This window comes from Streptomyces sp. NPDC016677 (assembly GCF_055562815.1).
Window position 1 is genome coordinate 390,379 of record NZ_JBVHEO010000004.1, and the last position, 16,101, is coordinate 406,479.

Below are 16,101 nucleotides of genomic sequence, written 5' to 3' on the forward strand. Positions count from 1 at the left end.
GCGGCTGCGGGTACCCCGCGCCGCGCCGCCGTCACCCGGTGGCCGCCCGCCAGGGTCCCGTCACCGCGAACGTCGTCCCCGGCGTGTAGCAGTTGACGTACATCGTGTCCCCGTCGGGGGAGAACGTCACCCCGGCGAACTCGCCCCACTCGGGTTCCCCGGCCGTTCCGATGTTCTGCCGGCCGCGCGCCACCGCGTACACCTCGCCCTTGCGTGTCACCCCGAAGACGTACTGGGCGCCGCCCCCGTCCTCGCAGACCATCAGGCCGCCGGAGGGCGCCAGGCAGATGTTGTCCGGGGACTCGCCGGGCAGCCGTACGCCGGTGTCCGGGCCGAAGACGATCACCAGGGTGAGCCGCCGCCGCTCGGGGTCGTAGCGCCAGATCTGGCCGTGGTGGTCGGCCGCCGAGCCGTCCGCGCCGCGGGCGAAGGACGACACGAAGTACACGCAGCGCCCGCCCCAGTAGCAGCCCTCCAGCTTCTGGGCGTGGGTGACGCCGCCGCGGCCGAAGTCCTGGAAGCGGATCGGGGTCCCGGCGGCCAGCGGATCGGGGACGTCCACCCATGCGACGCCGTCGAACACCGCGCCCGTCTCCTGGATCGTGGACAGGTCGGGTACGCCCGGCACCCGCATCGCCTGGAGCCGGCCGCCCGCGCGCAGCGACCCGGTACCGCCGAGCGGCCTGTCGGGCAGGAAGCGGTAGAAGAGGCCGAAGGGGTGCTCGAAGGCGTCCTCGGTCTCGTAGACCACGCCCCGCCCCGGGTCCACGGCGACCGCCTCGTGCGGGAAGCGGCCCAGCGCGGTCAGCGGTACCGCGCCGGTGCGGCGCGGGTCGGCCGGGTCGACCTCGAAGACGAAGCCGTGGTCCTTGGTGTAGCCGTCGGTGCCGGCCTTGTCCTCGGTCTCCTCGCAGGTCAGCCAGGTGCGCCAGGGGGTGGGCCCGCCCGCGCAGTTCACCGCCGTACCGGCGATCGCGACCCGCTCGGACAGCACCCGGTTGCGGGAGTCCAGGGTCAGCGCCGTGCAGCCGCCCCGGCCGGCCGGGTCGTAGGTGAGGCCCTCGACGGCGGGGACGGGGACGCGGCCGTCGGCGCGGTTCTCGTGGTTGCGGACGAGGTGGACGCGGCCCCGGGCGCCGGGGAAGGCGGACATGCCGTCGTGGTTCGAGGGGACCGGGCCTTCGCCCGACCGCAGGGGCTCGCCCTCCCGGGACAGCACCCGGTAGCGGAAGCCGGCGGGCAGGTCGAGCAGTCCGTCGGGGTCGGGGACGAGGGGGCCGTACCCGGTGTGGCCCAGGGAGTGCGCGGCGGCGGTGCCGGTGAAGAGTTCGGCCAGGGCGCCGGAGAAGACGATGCCCGCTCCCAGGGCACCGGAGCGGGCGAGGACGTCACGTCGGGACGCCGGACGAGGGGACGCCGGACGAGCCGGACGGGAGGACGGCACGGACATGGGGAAACCTTCCTGCTGGCGGACAGGACTGTGACCCGCTGTGTTTATCACTACACAGAAGACCCGGGAACCACGTGCGGCGCGGGTGTGAGTCCGGGCACCCCACGGGGGCGCGTGGAGTGCCCGGACGTCTCAGCCGGGCGTCAGCCCGCCGGTTCGGTCACCGCAGCCGGTTCCTCGGCCCGCGCCGGTGCCGCCACCCGTGCCGGTTCCGTCACCTTCACCGGGTCCGTGCCGGTGGCGCTGTGCCGCTCGGCCCAGTTCTCCAGGGCCGTACGGCAGGCGTGGTCCAGGTGGTGCAGTCCGGACAGGTCCAGCTCGATGGGCCGGTCCTGCGGGAGGGACTCCAGGCTGTCGAGGATCTTCGGCAGCCGCAGGAAGGTGGCGTTCCCCGACAGGTACACCTGGATGGGACCGGCGCCCTTGTCGACGATCTCCGTCTTCAGGTGCGAGGCATCCCAGGCGGTCTTGACCACCGACAGGGCCAGACCGATCAGCACGCCCTCGAACATGTTGACGGCGACGATGGACAGGGCCGTGACGATCAGGATCAGCGCCTCGCCCCGGTGCGTCCGCCACAGCGTCACCAGCGGACGGAACGGGATCAGCTTCCAGCCCGCGTGCACCAGGATGCCGGCCAGCGCGGGCAGCGGGATGTAGGCCAGCGCGGCCGGGAGCAGCGCCGCGAAGAGCAGCAGCCACACACCGTGCATGACCCGGGACGCCTTGGTCCTGGCGCCCGCGTTCACATTGGCCGAGCTGCGCACGATGACCGCGGTCATCGGCAGCGCGCCGAGCACTCCGCAGATCGTGTTGCCCGCGCCCTGCGCCATCAGTTCCTTGTTGTACTCGGTGCGCGGACCGTTGTGCAGCCGGTCCACCGCGGCGGCGCTGAACAGGCTCTCGGCGGAGGCGATCAGGGTGAAGGCGATGATCGTGCCGATGATGCCGACGCTCGCCAGTTCGCCGAAGGCGTCGGCGCCGGGCGGCTGGATGGAGTCGAACAGGCCGTTGACCTCGACCGTGGCGACCGGCAGCCCGAAGGCGAGGACGGCGAGCGTGGCCAGGACGACCGCGGCGAGCGCGCCCGGCACGGTCTGGGCCTGCTTCGGCAGCTTCTTCCAGCCGACCATCACCACGATGGTGCCCGCGCCGACCGCCAGCGAGGCCAGGGCATCGGTGGAGCCGAACGCGTCGGCCGCCGCCCCCGGCAGCCCGGCGATCTTGCCGAGCCCGGAGGCGGGCGCCTCCAGGCCCGCCGCCGCGTAGAGCTGGCCCGCGATGATGACGAGCCCGATGCCGGCCAGCATGCCCTCGACCACCGACAGCGAGATGGCCCGGAACCAGCGCCCCAGCTTCAGGGCGCCCATGCCGAGCTGGAGCAGCCCGGCCGCCAGCACGATCACGCCGAGCGCGGGCAGGCCGTAGGTGTCGACGGCCTCGTAGACGAGGACGGTCAGTCCGGCCGCGGGGCCGGACACCTGGAGGCTGCTGCCGGGCAGCAGACCGGTGACGATGCCGCCCACGATGCCGGTGATCAGGCCGAGTTCGGCCGGGACGCCGGAGGCGACGGCCACGCCCACGCACAGCGGCAGGGCGACCAGGAACACGACGAGGGAGGCGGCGAAGTCCTGCCGCAGGAACGGGTACTTGGATATTCGGGACACGGTGGCGCTCACAGGACGTCGAACGTGTCGGTGTCCGCCTGGTGGGCGCGCACGGTGCCGGTGTGCACCTCGTAGTACCAGCCGTGCAGCCGGAGGCTGCCCTCGGCCAGACGGCGCTCGACGCACGGGTAGGAGCGCAGTCGCAGCAACTGGGCCAGTACGTGGTTCTGCACGGGCTCGGCGACCGCCGGGTCGGCCGGGTCGGAGCAGTCCGGCTGGTCCGCGCCGTAGCGGAGCCAGTCGCGTACGGCCGGTACGGCGGTCAGGTCGTCGCCGCGGACCATCGCGCCGACGGCGCCGCAGTGCGAGTGGCCGCAGACCACGATGTCGTCGACGCCGAGCACCTGCACGGCGTACTCGATGGTGGCCGCCTCGCCGGTGGGACGCTCCGCGGTGTACGGCGGGACGACGTTGCCCGCGGTGCGCAGCTCGAAGAGCTGGCCGGGCCGGGCGCCCGTGATCAGCGCGGGTACGACCCGCGAGTCGGAGCAGGTGATGAACAGGACGTCGGGGGACTGGCCTTCGGCGTACCTGGCGAACTCCTCAGGGCGCTGTCCGTACGTGCGGGCGTGGTCGATGAGGGGTTGCATGAGGGTGTTTTCCTCCTGGCGCGCAGTGGGGGCGCGTCGGACGGTCAGTGACAGAGGTGGGGGCTGCTGCTCCGGACTGTCAGCAGCGGAACACCTGGAGTGCCGCGGGGGAACGGTCCGCCGAGGAACTCGGCGGCCGTGCGTGCCCGATGCCGGGCTGGACCTGCTCGAAGACGGCCGGGATGCGCTGCCTCAGGAGTGGTCGCTCGGCCGACCGGGGTTCCGGGGCGGTGGCGGTGCGGTGCCGGTCGCGGACCCGTGGGGGACCGGTCGGGTCCCCGGGCCGGCCGGCGTCGTGGCACGTGACGGTCTCGATGCGCGCGACCCATCCGGAGGGGATGGCTCCGGACTGGGCGTCGGCCACGACATCACGGCTGGTGTGCGCAGTCGCGAAGGACGCGCCGGATGCGAACAGCTGGAAGGTGAGCAGGGCGGCGGCGAGGAGTGAGATCACGGTTCTCACCGTCGTGCCTCGTGGCATATGCCCCCCTTCGCTCACCTCGAACGTTTTACAGGAACCAACACTTGGTCAATGGCTGGTCAAGAAAGACGTTAACCCGGCAAAGTCCGTTGCAGGGTTACATCCGTGTTTCGTGTCTGAGGAGAGCCTGAAAAGAGGGGTCTGCTGGCGTGAACGTCCCCTTGACGTCAGGGGACTTGACTGCTGTCCGCCGTCTCAGCGGGTGTCGGCCAGGCGTGCCGCGTCGCGCGCCAGCGCGGTCAGCCGGGAGATCGCCCGGAAGTACTTCTTGCGGTAGCCGCCCTGCAGCATGTCCTCGCTGAACAGCCGGTCGAAGGGCAGCCCGGAGGCGAGCACCGGCACCTCCCGGTCGTACAGCCGGTCCGCGAGCACCACCAGCCGCAGCGCCGTCGACTGGTCCGGCACCGGACGGACCCCGGTCAGGCACACCGCCGTGAGGCCGTCGGTCAGCGCGCCGTAGCGGCTGGGGTGGACCCGGGCCAGGTGGTCGAGGAGGTCGGGGAAGGCGTCCAGGGAGGCGCCGGCGGTGGCGTGCGCGGCCCGGGTGACCCGCTCGTCGGAGTACGGCGCCGGGGCCTCGGGCAGACCGCGGTGGCGGTAGTCCTCGCCGTCGATGCGCAGGGTGCGGAAGTGCGCCGACAGGCCCTGGATCTCGCGCAGGAAGTCGGCCGCGGCGAACCGGCCCTCGCCGAGCTTGCCGGGCAGCGTGTTGGAGGTGGCGGCCAGCGCCACGCCCGCCTCCACCAGCCGGGAGAGCAGGCTGGAGACCAGGACGGTGTCGCCCGGGTCGTCCAGTTCGAACTCGTCGATGCACAGCAGCCGGTGCCCCGACAGCGTCCGCACGGTCTGCTGGAAGCCGAGGGCGCCGACCAGGTTGGTCAGCTCCACGAAGGTGCCGAACGCCTTGCGGGACGGCTCGGCGTCGGTGGCGTGCCAGAGGGAGGCCAGCAGGTGGGTCTTGCCGACGCCGTAGCCGCCGTCGAGGTAGACGCCGCGGGGGCCGGCCGGGGTCTTCGGCGCCTTGCTCCGCCCGAGACCGAACAGGCCGCGCCTGCCGCCGCCCGCCGGCACCGCCCGGCCGAGGCCGGACGCGAAGCCCTCCAGTACCCGTACCGCCTCGCTCTGGCTGGGCTGGTTCGGGTCCGGTACGTAGGTGTCGAACCGGACCGAGTCGAACCGCGGCGGGGGTACCATCTCGGCCACCAGCCGGTCGGCGGGGACGTGCGGCTCACGGGCGCACAGGGACAGCGGGGCGGTGCCCGCGGTGCCCGCTATGGGCGCGGAGCCGGAGGCGGCGGGGCCGGGGGCGGGGGAGGGAGACGACACGGTTCATCATGGTAGAGGGCGTGGAACACTGCACCGCATGCGACGCCTGTTCCCTGTGACCGACCAGACAGCAGCGCCGGAGACCCCGGTCACCCGCGAAGGAGGTGACCGGGAGTGGAGCCTGGCGGAGCTGGCCGCCGTGTACGCCTATCCGGACACCCCCGGCGCCGGCGGACCGGGCGTGTGGCTGCGGGCCAACATGGTCTCCACGCTCGACGGGGCCGCCCAGCACGACAACCGCTCCCAGCCCATCTCCAGCGCCGCCGACATGCGGATCTTCGGCACGCTGCGGGCGCTGGCGGACGTGGTCGTCGTCGGCGCCGAGACCGTACGCCAGGAGGGGTACCGCCCGGCACGCGCGCGTGCCGAGTTCGCGGCGGACCGGCAGGCCGCCGGACAGGGCCCGGTGCCCGCGATCGCGGTGGTCAGCGCCGGCCTCGGCCTGGACTTCGCCCTCCCGCTGTTCACCTCGCCCCTGGTCCCCACGCTGGTCCTGACCGGCGCCGCGGCGCCCGCCGGCCGCGTCGCCGCCGCCGAGCGGGCGGGCGCCCGCGTGGTGGTCGCCGGGGACGGGGCCGGCGTGGACCCCGCGCGGGCCGTGGAGGCCCTCGCCGCCCTCGGTCACCGGCGGCTGCTGACCGAGGGCGGGCCGCGGCTGCTCGGCCAGTTCGTCGCGGCCGGGGTGCTGGACGAGCTGTGCCTCACCGTCTCCCCGCTGCTGACGGCGGGGGACGCGCAGCGGATCGCCGGGGGGCCGTCCGTCGCGGTGCCGCGACGGTTCGAGCTGGCCTCCCTGCTGGAGGAGGAGGGCTTCCTCTTCAGCCGGTACCGGAAGGTGTGAGCGCGACGGGGCGGGGCGCGGCAGAATCCGGAATATGCTGTTCCGTTTAGTTCCCGACGGGCACACTGATTCCGGCAGTACCTGTGCGATCACGGGGCAGGATGGTTTCGGCAGGGCCGGACACGGCTCACCGAGGGTTGGGGCCCACGGGCCCGCGAGGGAGTAAGGGGCGCCTGGTGTTCAGAAGCGTTTTGATGATCGAGAAGGCCCTGACGTCCGCCGACGTGGAGTTCGTCACCACCTTGCACGGGGACGAGGCCGTCTCCTTCTACGTGCTGCTCCAGCCGCGCGGCGACCAGGCGGACCGGCTGCTGCGCGCCATCGACGACATCGCGCTCGGCGAGCTGGACGAGGCCGTCCGCGAGGGGGAGACACCCGAGGGCGAGGAGGCGCTGACCACGGGACAGCGGGCGCTGGAGGTGTCCCTCACCGCGCTGCGCGCCTCGGGCCACGAGGCGGTGGGCCGGCTGATCGACGACCATCCGCTGGACGCGCTGAAGACCCTGGTGGAGGAGATCGGCGCCGACGAGGTGATCGTGCTGACCGACCCGCACTACGTGGAGGAGTTCTTCCACCGGGACTGGGCCTCCCGGGCCCGGCACAAGGTCGGCGTCCCGGTGCTGAAGCTGTTCTCGCACAGCAAGGCGTGAGCACCCCGCCGGTCGGCGACCGCGCCCGGCACCGCATAGGCTGACCGGCGCAGACAGGCACGTACAGAGCCGCACGTACAGAACCGCACGCGCCGAACGCGCGCACGGAACCGCACGCACAGAACCGCACGCACAGGGAGACAACATGGCACCCGGCCTCCCCACCGCCATGGACCGACCGCACTTCATCGGCATCGGCGGCGCCGGAATGTCGGGGATCGCCAAGATCCTCGCCCAGCGCGGCGCCAAGGTGGCCGGCAGCGACGCCAAGGACTCCGCGACCGCCGAGGCGCTGCGCGCGCTGGGCGCCACCGTCCACATCGGGCACGCCCCCGCGCACCTCGCCGACGACGCGAGCTGTGTCGTCGTCTCCTCCGCGATCCGCGCCGACAACCCCGAGCTGGTCCGCGCCGCCGAGCTGGGCGTCCCCGTCGTCCACCGCTCCGACGCCCTCGCCGCCCTGATGGACGGCCTGCGTCCGCTCGCCGTGGCCGGCACCCACGGCAAGACCACCACCACCTCCATGCTGGCGGTCGCCCTGTCCCACCTGGGCCTGGACCCCTCGTACGCGATCGGCGGCGACCTGGACGCGCCCGGCTCCAACGCCCTGCACGGCGACGGCGAGATCTTCGTCGCCGAGGCCGACGAAAGCGACCGCAGCTTCCACAAGTACGCCCCCGAGGTCGCGATCGTCCTCAACGTCGAACTCGACCACCACGCCAACTACGCCTCGATGGACGAGATCTACGAGTCCTTCGAGACGTTCGCCGGCCGGATCGTGCCCGGCGGCACGCTGGTGGTCTCCGCCGACCACGAGGGCGCCCGCGAACTGACCCGCCGCCTGGCCGGTACGGTGCGCACGGTGACGTACGGCGAGGCGGCCGACGCCGACGTCCGCATCCTCTCCGTCGTACCGCAGGGACTGAAGAGCGAGGTCACCGTCGCCCTCGACGGCACGGAACTGACCTTCGCCGTCTCCGTCCCCGGCCGCCACTACGCCTCCAACGCGGTGGCCGCCCTGGCCGCGGGCGCCGCCCTCGGCATCCCGGCCGCCGAACTGGCCCCCGCCCTCGCCGCCTACACCGGCGTGAAGCGGCGGCTCCAGCTCAAGGGCGAGGCGGCCGGCGTCCAGGTCATCGACTCCTACGCGCACCACCCCACGGAGATGACCGCCGACCTGGAGGCGATGCGCGCGGCGGCCGGCGACGCCCGCATCCTCGTCGTCTTCCAGCCGCACCTGTTCTCCCGCACCCAGGAGCTGGCCAAGGAGATGGGCCAGTCCCTCGCCCTCGCCGACGCCTCCCTGGTCCTCGACATCTACCCGGCCCGCGAGGACCCGATCCCCGGCGTCACCAGCGACCTGATCGTCGAGGCCGCCCGCGCGGCCGGCGCCGACGTCACCCCGCTGCACGAGGCGGCCGGGGTACCGGAGGCGGTCGCGGGAATGGCACGGCCCGGTGATCTCGTTCTCACCATGGGCGCGGGCGACGTCACCGACCTCGGCCCGCTGATCCTGGACCGTCTGAACAAGCAGTAGGGAGCTGAGGACTCATGGCGTACGACGTCGAGAAGCCGGACGAGCAGTGGCGCGCGGAACTGTCCCCGGCCGAGTACGCCGTCCTGCGGCAGGCCGGCACGGAGCCCGCGTTCACGGGTGAGTACACCGACACCAAGACCAAGGGCGTCTACTCCTGCCGCGCCTGTGGAGCGGAACTGTTCACCTCGACCACGAAGTTCGAGTCGCACTGCGGCTGGCCGTCCTTCTACGACCCGAAGGACTCCGCCGCGGTCGAGCTGATCGAGGACCGCTCGCACGGCATGGTCCGCACGGAGGTCCGCTGCGCCCGCTGCGGCTCCCACCTCGGCCACGTCTTCGAGGGCGAGGGCTACCCGACCCCGACCGACCAGCGGTACTGCATCAACTCGATCTCGCTGCGGCTGGAGCCGGCCGAGAACGCGGGCTGAGACTCGGCCGGAGGGCGAGGCGGGCCCACACCGTCTTGCCGGACGGTGGGTACGGGGCCGTGCCCCAGCGGTCGGCCAGCGCCGCCACCAGGAGCAGGCCCCGGCCCGATTCGGCGGTGGCGTCGAGGCCGGTGCCGAGGGGCGGGAGCGGGCGGTCGCCGCGCGGGTCCGCGACTTCGACGCGGAGCGTTTCCGGTGTCTCCACCGTGAGGGAGAGCCGGAAACAGCGGCCTGCCACGCGGGCGTGCGTCACCGCGTTGGCCGCCAGCTCGGCGACGACCAGCGCGGCGTCCTCGCTGACCGGGCAGGACGGCGGCCAGCCCCACTCGCGGAGTTGCTGCGTGGTCAGCAGACGGGCGAGCCGGGCACCCCGCGGCGTGGCGCTGAGGAGCTGGGTGAACTTTCGGGTGGAGATCTGCGACTTCACCTCACCGAGCGTGGCCCCGTCGCTCTACCCTGACCAGGAATTCCTCCGGTACGGAGGGTCCGCGTACCGGTACGGAGCGTGAGCGGTACCGGTGCGTCGGTCGTCACACGACGGGGTACGGGACATGTTCGACGAGGGTGAGCTGAGCGCCGACTTCATGCGGGCGATCGGCAAGCAGGTGAAGCTGCTGCGGGAGCGGGCCGGGCTGACGCAGAAGGAGTTGGGCGACCGGCTCGGGTACAGCGAGGACCTGGTTTCCTCCATCGAGCGGGGGCGCCGGGTCCCGCAGCCGGACTTCCTGAAGGCGGCGGACGAACTTCTGGACGCGGGCGGCCTGTTGAAGGCCGTCATCGAGGACATCGAGAAGGCCAAGGCGAAGGCCCGGGTGCGGCATCCGGCGTGGTTCAAGGACTATGCGCGGATCGAGTGGGAGGCCGTCGAGATCAACGACTACAGCTGCCATGACATCCCTGGACTGTTCCAGACCGAACGACGGATTCGGGCGCTGTACGAGATGCGGAAGCCCCTGCTCGACGAGGAGACCATCGAACAGCGGGTGGCCTCACGCATGGCCCGGCAGGAGATCCTCACTCCGTGGCCCCCGCCCATGATCACCTCAGTCATCGACGAGTCCGTGCTGCGGCGGCCGCTCGGTGGGCCGGAGGTGCACAAGGAGCAGTTGGAGCACCTCGCGCACCTGGCCGGCTTGCGCAACGTGGAACTCCAGGTGATGCCGACCGACCGGGAGGAACACGCGGGTATGGGCGGGTCGTTCATTCTGTTGACGCCCAAAGGGAAACCGCAGGTGGGGTACACCGAGTCGCAGAGTTCCGCACACCTGTCAACCGACCCCGAGGAAGTACGTATTCTGGCCGCACGGTACGGAAGCATCAGGGCGCAGGCGCTCACCATGCAGGAGTCCCTCACCCTGATCAAGGACATGCTGGGAGAACGATGAGCAACCTCACCTGGGTCAAGAGCAGCTACAGCGGCAACGAGGGTGGAGCCTGCCTGGAGGTCGCCACCACTCCCGCCACCATCCACGTCCGCGACTCCAAGGCCCCCACCCGCGCCCGCCTGGTCTTCCGTCCTACGGAGTGGTCGGCGTTCATACGGTTCGCCGCCGGGCGCTGACGTTTCGCGGCCGTCCCGTCAGGTTTCGAGTACCGGGCGGTCGGGTGTCTCCCCGCCCAGGGTCTCGTACATCCACGGGTCGGCGCGGGGGACCTTGGTGATGCTCAGGGTGCGGAGCAGGGGCCCCACCGCGCTGCGGGCCTTGTCCCCTGCCAAGTCGCCGCTGCGGAACCGGTCCAGGGCGGCACGGGCCTCCTCCAGCTCGGGAGGCTCGTCGCCCTCCGTCTCCGCACGCGTCTCACGCGTCCGGTAGGAAGCCGGCACGTCTCCGGTGGTGCACAGGCAGCTTGCCGCGTGGCGTACGGACACCTCCCCGCGCAGGAGGGCCGGGGCATCCCGGGCGGGACCGAGCGCGGCCTCCTCCGCCTCGGCGAGCACGCGACGCGCTTCCTCCCAGGAGCCCTGGGACGCGTGCACCGCGCTCAGGTCGACGAGTGCCTCCAGTGCCCGGGGGTGCTCCTCGGCGCGCTGCCACAGGTGGGCCGCGCGGTGGAACTGGTGCGAGGCGGCCACCGGGTCGTCCAGGCGGTGGGCCGCATAGCCGGCGTTGGAGTGCTCGTTGGCGGCGTTCGACGTGTTGCCCACCGCTTCCCACAGCCCGGCCGCGTCCTGGTAGAGCGCGAGGGCGGCGGCGTGACCGCCCGCGTCCTCCTCGGCCAGGCCGCACTGATTACGGGCCATCGCCCGGTAGGCGCCGGTGCTCCAGCGGTCGGCCAGCTCCACGGACCGTCGGCCCCAACGCAACGCCTCCTCGGTCTCGCCCAGGTCACGAGCGAGACGGCTGTTGTTGATCGTCAGGGGAACCGCGGCGGACGGGCGGCCGGCGGCTTCCAGCAGGGCGACCGCGCGTTCGCCGGCCGCCAGCGCGTCGGCCCGGTCCCCCAGGTCCCACAGGGCGAGGCTGAGCTGGAACTCGGCCGCGGCGGCATCCTCGTCGAGCCGGTACTCGCGGGCGAGGCGGACCGCCTGGCGCGCGGCGTCGGCCGCCGGGCCCGCCGCGTCTTCGAAGCGCAGCGTCTCCGCGTTGAGCAGACACGCCTTGACGGCTTGCGCGGGTTGCCCCTGACGCAGAAGCAGGGCGATCCGGTCCTCGTTGACGGCGACCACGGCGTCGAGTTCACCCCGGGCGCTGTACAGGACGTGCAGGCCGACGGCGAGGTCGGTGGCGAGGTCCAGCCACCCGTTGGCCGCCGCGAGCCGCTGCGCGGCGTGGAAGCGGCTGGGGTCCAGCTCCCCCGACAGCTGCGCGCCGGACGTCTGATCGGTGATCTCCGTCAGCCGTTGGCACAGGTAGGAGACCGAGTCCCGCTGGAAGGCCCGTACGACGTCGTCGTCCTCCTCCAGCTCCAGGCGTTCGGCGGCGAAGAGCCGCACCAGGTCGAACAGCCGGAAGGTGGCCAGCAGACCGCCCTCGGGCATGCGGACGAGGTCCTGGTGCGCCAGGCTGTGGTCCACCAGGCGGTTGAGCAGCAGTTCCTGCCGCAGCGCGGGCTGCCGCAGGCAGTGGCCGAGTTCCGCGCCGGTGACGGCGGAGCCCGGAGCGGCGGTGATCAGCCGCAGCACGCGGCGGGCCGGGGGATCGAGGGTGTCGTGACTGAGCCGGATCGCCAGCCGGACGGCCCGGTCGCCCCAGGACAGGGTGTCCAGCCGAGCCTCCTCCAGCAACTGGCGGAGGTAGGCCGGATCACCGCCCGAGGGCTGCGCCAGCCGGGCGCCGACGATCCGCAGGGCCAGCGGAACGTCGTCGCACAGGTGCGCCAGCCGGTGCAGCTCGTCCGGCGCCCCGCCGCCGTCCGGCGAGCCGGAGCCGCTGTCCTGCGCGCACCGCCGGAGCACCTCCACCGACGCCTCCCGCTCCAAGCGCCCGACCTCGAACGTCAGCCCCGGACCGGCGTAGTCCTGGGCCCGGTTGCGTGAGGTGACGACGACCGCGCAGCCGGCGGGCGCCTTCACCAGCGGCCGGACGTGGGCCGCGTCGCGGGCGTTGTCCAGCACCAGCAGGACGCGCCGGTCGTGCAGCCGCGCCAGGAACGACGCGATGGTCCGGGCGTCGTCCCGCAGCGAGACGCCGGCGTCGAGCCCCAGCGCCTCGCTGACGATCCGCACCACGGTACGGACGCTCAGGCAGGCGTCCGGGACGAGTCCCTGGAGGTCGACGTAGAAGACTCCGCCGGGGAAGGCGGGCGCGAGCGCGCGAGCGGCCTCGACGGCGACGACGGAGGTGCCGACGCCGGGCTGCCCGGACAGGAACGCGGTCGCCGACCCGTACCGCGTCATGCTCCGGTCGATCTTGGAGACGATCCCGGCCACCTGTGCCGCGCGGCCGGCGGTGCACGGGTCCGCGAGGGGCAGGCGGCACATCTGCGCCGCGACGGAGACGAGTTCGGGTCGTTCGGCGGGCCGTCCGGCGCCGATCGCCCGCCGCCCCGGTCCGCTCGGCCCCGCCGAGGTCCGCTCGCCCGGTCCGTTCCCCGCCGTACCGCGGCCGGGCAGCCATACGGCCTCCACCGCCGCGGAGCGCGGCCCCGGGAGCCGGGCCGACAAGGCGTGCAGGAAGCCGGAGAGCGGCAGCGCGTCCCCGTCCTCCAGCGCTTCCAGCAGATAGCCGTGGCACGAACCGGCGATCCCCACCAGCACCCCGTCGCGCAGCGCGCCGGCGAGAGTGCGGCGGACTCCGGTGAGCAGCGCGCGGGCGACGTGGCCGGTCACCTCCCCGGACGCGCCGGGGAACGGCCCCGACCACCGCCGTACCGCCTCGTCGTGGTCCGGGAGGCGGGGCAGGAGCGCGGCCGGTTCCAGGCCGCGCAACCGGAGTCTCCGCCGCAGGTCCTCGATCACCTCGGTGCTCCAGCCGCCCGCTGCCATCCGCGTCGCGAGGAGGTCGACGAGCCCGACGAGCGGGCCCGTGCCCCGGCACGAGCCGTCCAGCGCGGCGAGCACCAGCTCGGCCTCCCGGGCCGCCTCCGCCGGGCCGGCCGCCGGGGCCGGGGCGAGCTCGGCCGGGGACGGCCCGGTGCCGTGCACGGACAGCTCGATGCCGACGGTGTCCCCCAGTACCAGTCGCTGCCGCACCGTGACGCGGCCGTGGACGGTCAGCAACCGGGTGAGGTCCTCCGTCCTGGCCACCCAGACCGTGTCCCGCAGCCAGCCGCCGGCGCTGTGGTACCGCTCCGACACGACGCCCACGACCCGCCCGTCGTCCCCGCGCAGGACCGGCGCGCCGCTCATGCCGGTGAGCACGGCGGAGCACGACAGCCGTCCCAGCGCGACGCCGTCCCGTTCGGTCGCGCCCTGCCACTCGCCCGTGGCCTGCAAGAACTCGTAGCGGTGGCCGGGATCGTCCACCTCCGCGACGCCGCTGACCACCACCTTCGTCCCCGGCGGCACCGAGTCCGTCGGCACCCACCCGGGAACCGACTCCGCCAGCGGCTCCGCGCGGCGCAGTACGGCCAGGTCCCGTACGGCGTCGACCGCGGTGACGGTCGCGGGGGCGGGGCCCGCCGACCCGTCGAGCGCGTCGACGGCGACCTCCTGGCCCGCCGCGCCGTGGCCCAGGCCCGTCAGGACGTGCCGGGCCGTGACGAGCAGGCCGGGCGCCACCTGGAAGCAGGTGCCGGCCGGGTCCCCGCCGGGCCCCAGTACCCGCCCCAGGCTGCCCGGGACCCCTGGACGCCGTGCATGGTCCATACCCACATCCCCCTGTCCGGCGGGCGGCGGAGCCTACGGCCCGCTCTCCGCCTCCGGCGCCCGGTACGTCATCCGCACGACCAGGGACGCCTCGCCGGAGGAACCGACCAGGACTACGTTCCCCTGCACGGACAGGCGCAGTCCGAACTCGACCTCGACCTGTTCGGGGCGTACCGCCTGCGCGCGCAGCTGCCCCACCGCCTGGGCCGCCGAGGTGCCGATCTCCACCACGGCGTCGCGGACCTGGTCGAAGGAGTCGGTGACCCGCCGGCCCGCCTCGCCCAGCCGTGACGTGGGTTCGGAACCCGCCACGGGCACGGTCTCCACCAGGAGTTCGACGTCGCCGACGCGCACGGGAAGCATCCGGTTGCTCATGCGGCCAACCTGCCACAGAGCGGCCCGCGCTGTCCGTCGATCGGGTCACGGAAGGTCATCGGCGACCGCGCCGCCCGGCGGCAGGGTCACGCTGAACACCGTCGCCCCCGGCCCGCTGTCCAGCTCCACCGTGCCGCCGTGGGCGAGGACCAGCGACCGCACCACCGCCAGGCCCAGCCCGCTGCCGCCGCGGTCGCGGGTGCGGGCCTTGTCGACGCGGTAGAAGCGGTCGAAGACCCGGGCCCGGTCGGCGGGCGGGATGCCCGGTCCCGCGTCGGCCACCTCGACCCGGGCCGCCCGCGCGTCGTGCGTGACGCGCAGGGTCACCTCCGTGCCGGGCGGGGTGTGCACGGCCGCGTTGGTGAGCAGGTTGTCCAGGACCTGGCGGACGCGCTGCGGGTCGAGGCGCAGCCGTACCGGCTCCGCGGGCGCCGTCACCGTCAGCTCACGCCCCGGGTGCGAGGCGCGGAACGCGTCGGCGGCCTGGCGGGCCAGGTCGGTCAGGTCCGTGTCGGCCATCCGCAGCGGGGTCTCCACCTCCGCCGCGTCCAGGCGGGCGAGGAGCAGCAGGTCGTCCAGGAGCACGCCCATCCGGGCCGCCTCGGCGCGCAGCCGGGCCAGGTGCTTCTCCCGTTCGCCGGGTTCGTTGGCCGCCGCGTACTGGAAGAGGTCGGCGTAGCCCCGTACCGACATCAGCGGGGTGCGCAGTTCGTGCGAGGCGTCGGCGACGAACCGGCGCAGCCGCCGCTCCGCCTCCGCGCGTACCGCGAGGGAGTCGTCGATGTGCTCCAGCATCGCGTTGAACGCGGTGCGCAGCTCCGCCACCTCGCGCCCGCCGTCCCGTCCGGGGTCCCGCAGCGGCAGCCGGGCCGCCGACTCGGTCAGGTCGTGCGAGGCGATGCCGTGCGCGGTGTGCGCCATGTCGCTCAGCGGCTGCAGCCCGCGCCGCAGCATCCGCCGCCCGAACACCACCAGCGCCAGCAGCGCCAGACCGAAGGCGACGACCTGTACGGCGATCAGATGGTCCATGGTGTTCTCGACGTCGCCCAGCGGCGCGGCGCTGACCAGCACCACCCCGGGCTCCACCTCGCAGGCCCGCAACAGGTACGGGCCCCGCCCGTCGATCCGGACGGTGCGCGTGATGTCCTCGTCCGCGTCGGCCATCTCCTCGGCCAGCGCGGTCAGCGCACCCGGGTCCGAGGGCACGTCGGCGGGCTTGCGCAGGCCGGCCGAGGAGCCGGAGACGTCGTAGACGGCCGTGTACCAGCCGTAGTACGGCTTGCGCTGGACCGTGCCGTGCTCGGCCGCGTCCTTGCTCTGCACCACCTGCGCCAGCTTCATCTGGTCGACGAGCCGCGCCTCCAGGTAGTCCCGCATGTACGCGGTCAGCGCCGTGCCGACCACGGCGAACGCCAGCAGCGACAGCGCGCCCAGGCCGAGGGCGAGACGGGTGCCGAGCCGCGAGCCGCGGTAGGCCCGCCACAGCCGCCGTACCAGCCGGACCGGCC

At 73.3% G+C, this 16,101-nt stretch carries 15 protein-coding genes; 6 read left to right on the forward strand and 9 right to left on the reverse strand.

Annotation, left to right across the window (positions count from 1 at the left end):
• Positions 1-31: 31 nt before the first annotated feature.
• The 5 genes from ACZ3IG_RS15160 to zapE form a co-directional block, all read right to left on the reverse strand.
• Positions 32-1,450, reverse strand: coding sequence for an alkaline phosphatase PhoX (locus ACZ3IG_RS15160; RefSeq protein WP_467432182.1), 1,419 nt, complete (start codon positions 1,448-1,450; stop codon positions 32-34).
• Positions 1,451-1,593: 143 nt separating this feature from the next.
• Positions 1,594-3,129: a SulP family inorganic anion transporter gene (locus ACZ3IG_RS15165; RefSeq protein ID WP_467432183.1), complete on the reverse strand. Its 1,536-nt coding sequence runs from the start codon at positions 3,127-3,129 to the stop codon at positions 1,594-1,596.
• Positions 3,126-3,707 carry a carbonic anhydrase gene (locus ACZ3IG_RS15170; protein WP_467432185.1) on the reverse strand — a complete coding sequence of 194 codons (582 nt, stop codon included), beginning with the start codon at positions 3,705-3,707 and terminating at the stop codon, positions 3,126-3,128. The genes ACZ3IG_RS15165 and ACZ3IG_RS15170 overlap by 4 nt, the downstream gene beginning before the upstream one ends.
• Positions 3,708-3,786: 79 nt before the next feature.
• A complete protein-coding gene (locus tag ACZ3IG_RS15175) occupies positions 3,787-4,161 on the reverse strand; it encodes a hypothetical protein (protein ID WP_467432186.1) in 375 nt (124 codons plus the stop codon).
• Between the two features lie 222 nt (positions 4,162-4,383).
• A complete protein-coding gene (gene zapE / locus ACZ3IG_RS15180) occupies positions 4,384-5,514 on the reverse strand; it encodes a cell division protein ZapE (protein WP_467432188.1) in 1,131 nt (376 codons plus the stop codon).
• Positions 5,515-5,551: 37 nt separating this feature from the next.
• On the opposite strand from zapE, the gene ACZ3IG_RS15185 reads away from it, so the two are divergent.
• The 4 genes from ACZ3IG_RS15185 to msrB all read left to right on the forward strand — a co-directional run bounded on the left by ACZ3IG_RS15185 (position 5,552) and on the right by msrB (position 8,970).
• Positions 5,552-6,355: a pyrimidine reductase family protein gene (locus tag ACZ3IG_RS15185; RefSeq protein WP_467432190.1), complete on the forward strand. Its 804-nt coding sequence runs from the start codon at positions 5,552-5,554 to the stop codon at positions 6,353-6,355.
• A 176-nt stretch (positions 6,356-6,531) separates the two neighbouring features.
• Entirely contained in the window at positions 6,532-7,005 is a 474-nt protein-coding gene (locus ACZ3IG_RS15190; protein WP_467432191.1) for an indole-3-glycerol phosphate synthase, read from the forward strand.
• Between the two features lie 145 nt (positions 7,006-7,150).
• A complete protein-coding gene (murC, locus tag ACZ3IG_RS15195; protein ID WP_467432193.1) occupies positions 7,151-8,542 on the forward strand; it encodes a UDP-N-acetylmuramate--L-alanine ligase in 1,392 nt (463 codons plus the stop codon).
• A gap of 14 nt (positions 8,543-8,556) precedes the next feature.
• Positions 8,557-8,970, forward strand: coding sequence for a peptide-methionine (R)-S-oxide reductase MsrB (gene msrB / locus ACZ3IG_RS15200; protein ID WP_215171090.1), 414 nt, complete (start codon positions 8,557-8,559; stop codon positions 8,968-8,970).
• On the opposite strand, the gene ACZ3IG_RS15205 is transcribed toward msrB, so the two are convergent.
• A complete protein-coding gene (locus ACZ3IG_RS15205; RefSeq protein ID WP_467432197.1) occupies positions 8,924-9,397 on the reverse strand; it encodes an ATP-binding protein in 474 nt (157 codons plus the stop codon). The genes msrB and ACZ3IG_RS15205 overlap by 47 nt on opposite strands.
• A gap of 124 nt (positions 9,398-9,521) precedes the next feature.
• Between ACZ3IG_RS15205 and ACZ3IG_RS15210 the strand changes: the two genes are divergently transcribed.
• The gene (locus tag ACZ3IG_RS15210; protein WP_467432198.1) at positions 9,522-10,355 is read left to right on the forward strand and encodes a helix-turn-helix domain-containing protein; all 834 of its coding nucleotides are present in this window, start codon (positions 9,522-9,524) and stop codon (positions 10,353-10,355) included.
• Positions 10,352-10,531 (forward strand): DUF397 domain-containing protein, encoded by a 180-nt coding sequence (locus ACZ3IG_RS15215; protein ID WP_467432200.1) that lies wholly within the window; start codon positions 10,352-10,354, stop codon positions 10,529-10,531. The genes ACZ3IG_RS15210 and ACZ3IG_RS15215 overlap by 4 nt, the downstream gene beginning before the upstream one ends.
• 18 nt (positions 10,532-10,549) lie before the next feature.
• On the opposite strand, the gene ACZ3IG_RS15220 is transcribed toward ACZ3IG_RS15215, so the two are convergent.
• From ACZ3IG_RS15220 to ACZ3IG_RS15230, 3 genes are read right to left on the reverse strand one after another with little or no spacing between them, the layout of a single operon-like run.
• Entirely contained in the window at positions 10,550-14,218 is a 3,669-nt protein-coding gene (locus tag ACZ3IG_RS15220) for a trypsin-like peptidase domain-containing protein (protein ID WP_467432202.1), read from the reverse strand.
• A 33-nt stretch (positions 14,219-14,251) separates the two neighbouring features.
• Positions 14,252-14,593: a CU044_2847 family protein gene (locus tag ACZ3IG_RS15225; RefSeq protein ID WP_467432203.1), complete on the reverse strand. Its 342-nt coding sequence runs from the start codon at positions 14,591-14,593 to the stop codon at positions 14,252-14,254.
• Positions 14,594-14,638: 45 nt separating this feature from the next.
• Positions 14,639-16,090, reverse strand: a complete 1,452-nt coding sequence (locus tag ACZ3IG_RS15230; protein ID WP_467432466.1) for a sensor histidine kinase — start codon at positions 16,088-16,090, stop codon at positions 14,639-14,641.
• Positions 16,091-16,101 lie beyond the last annotated feature (11 nt).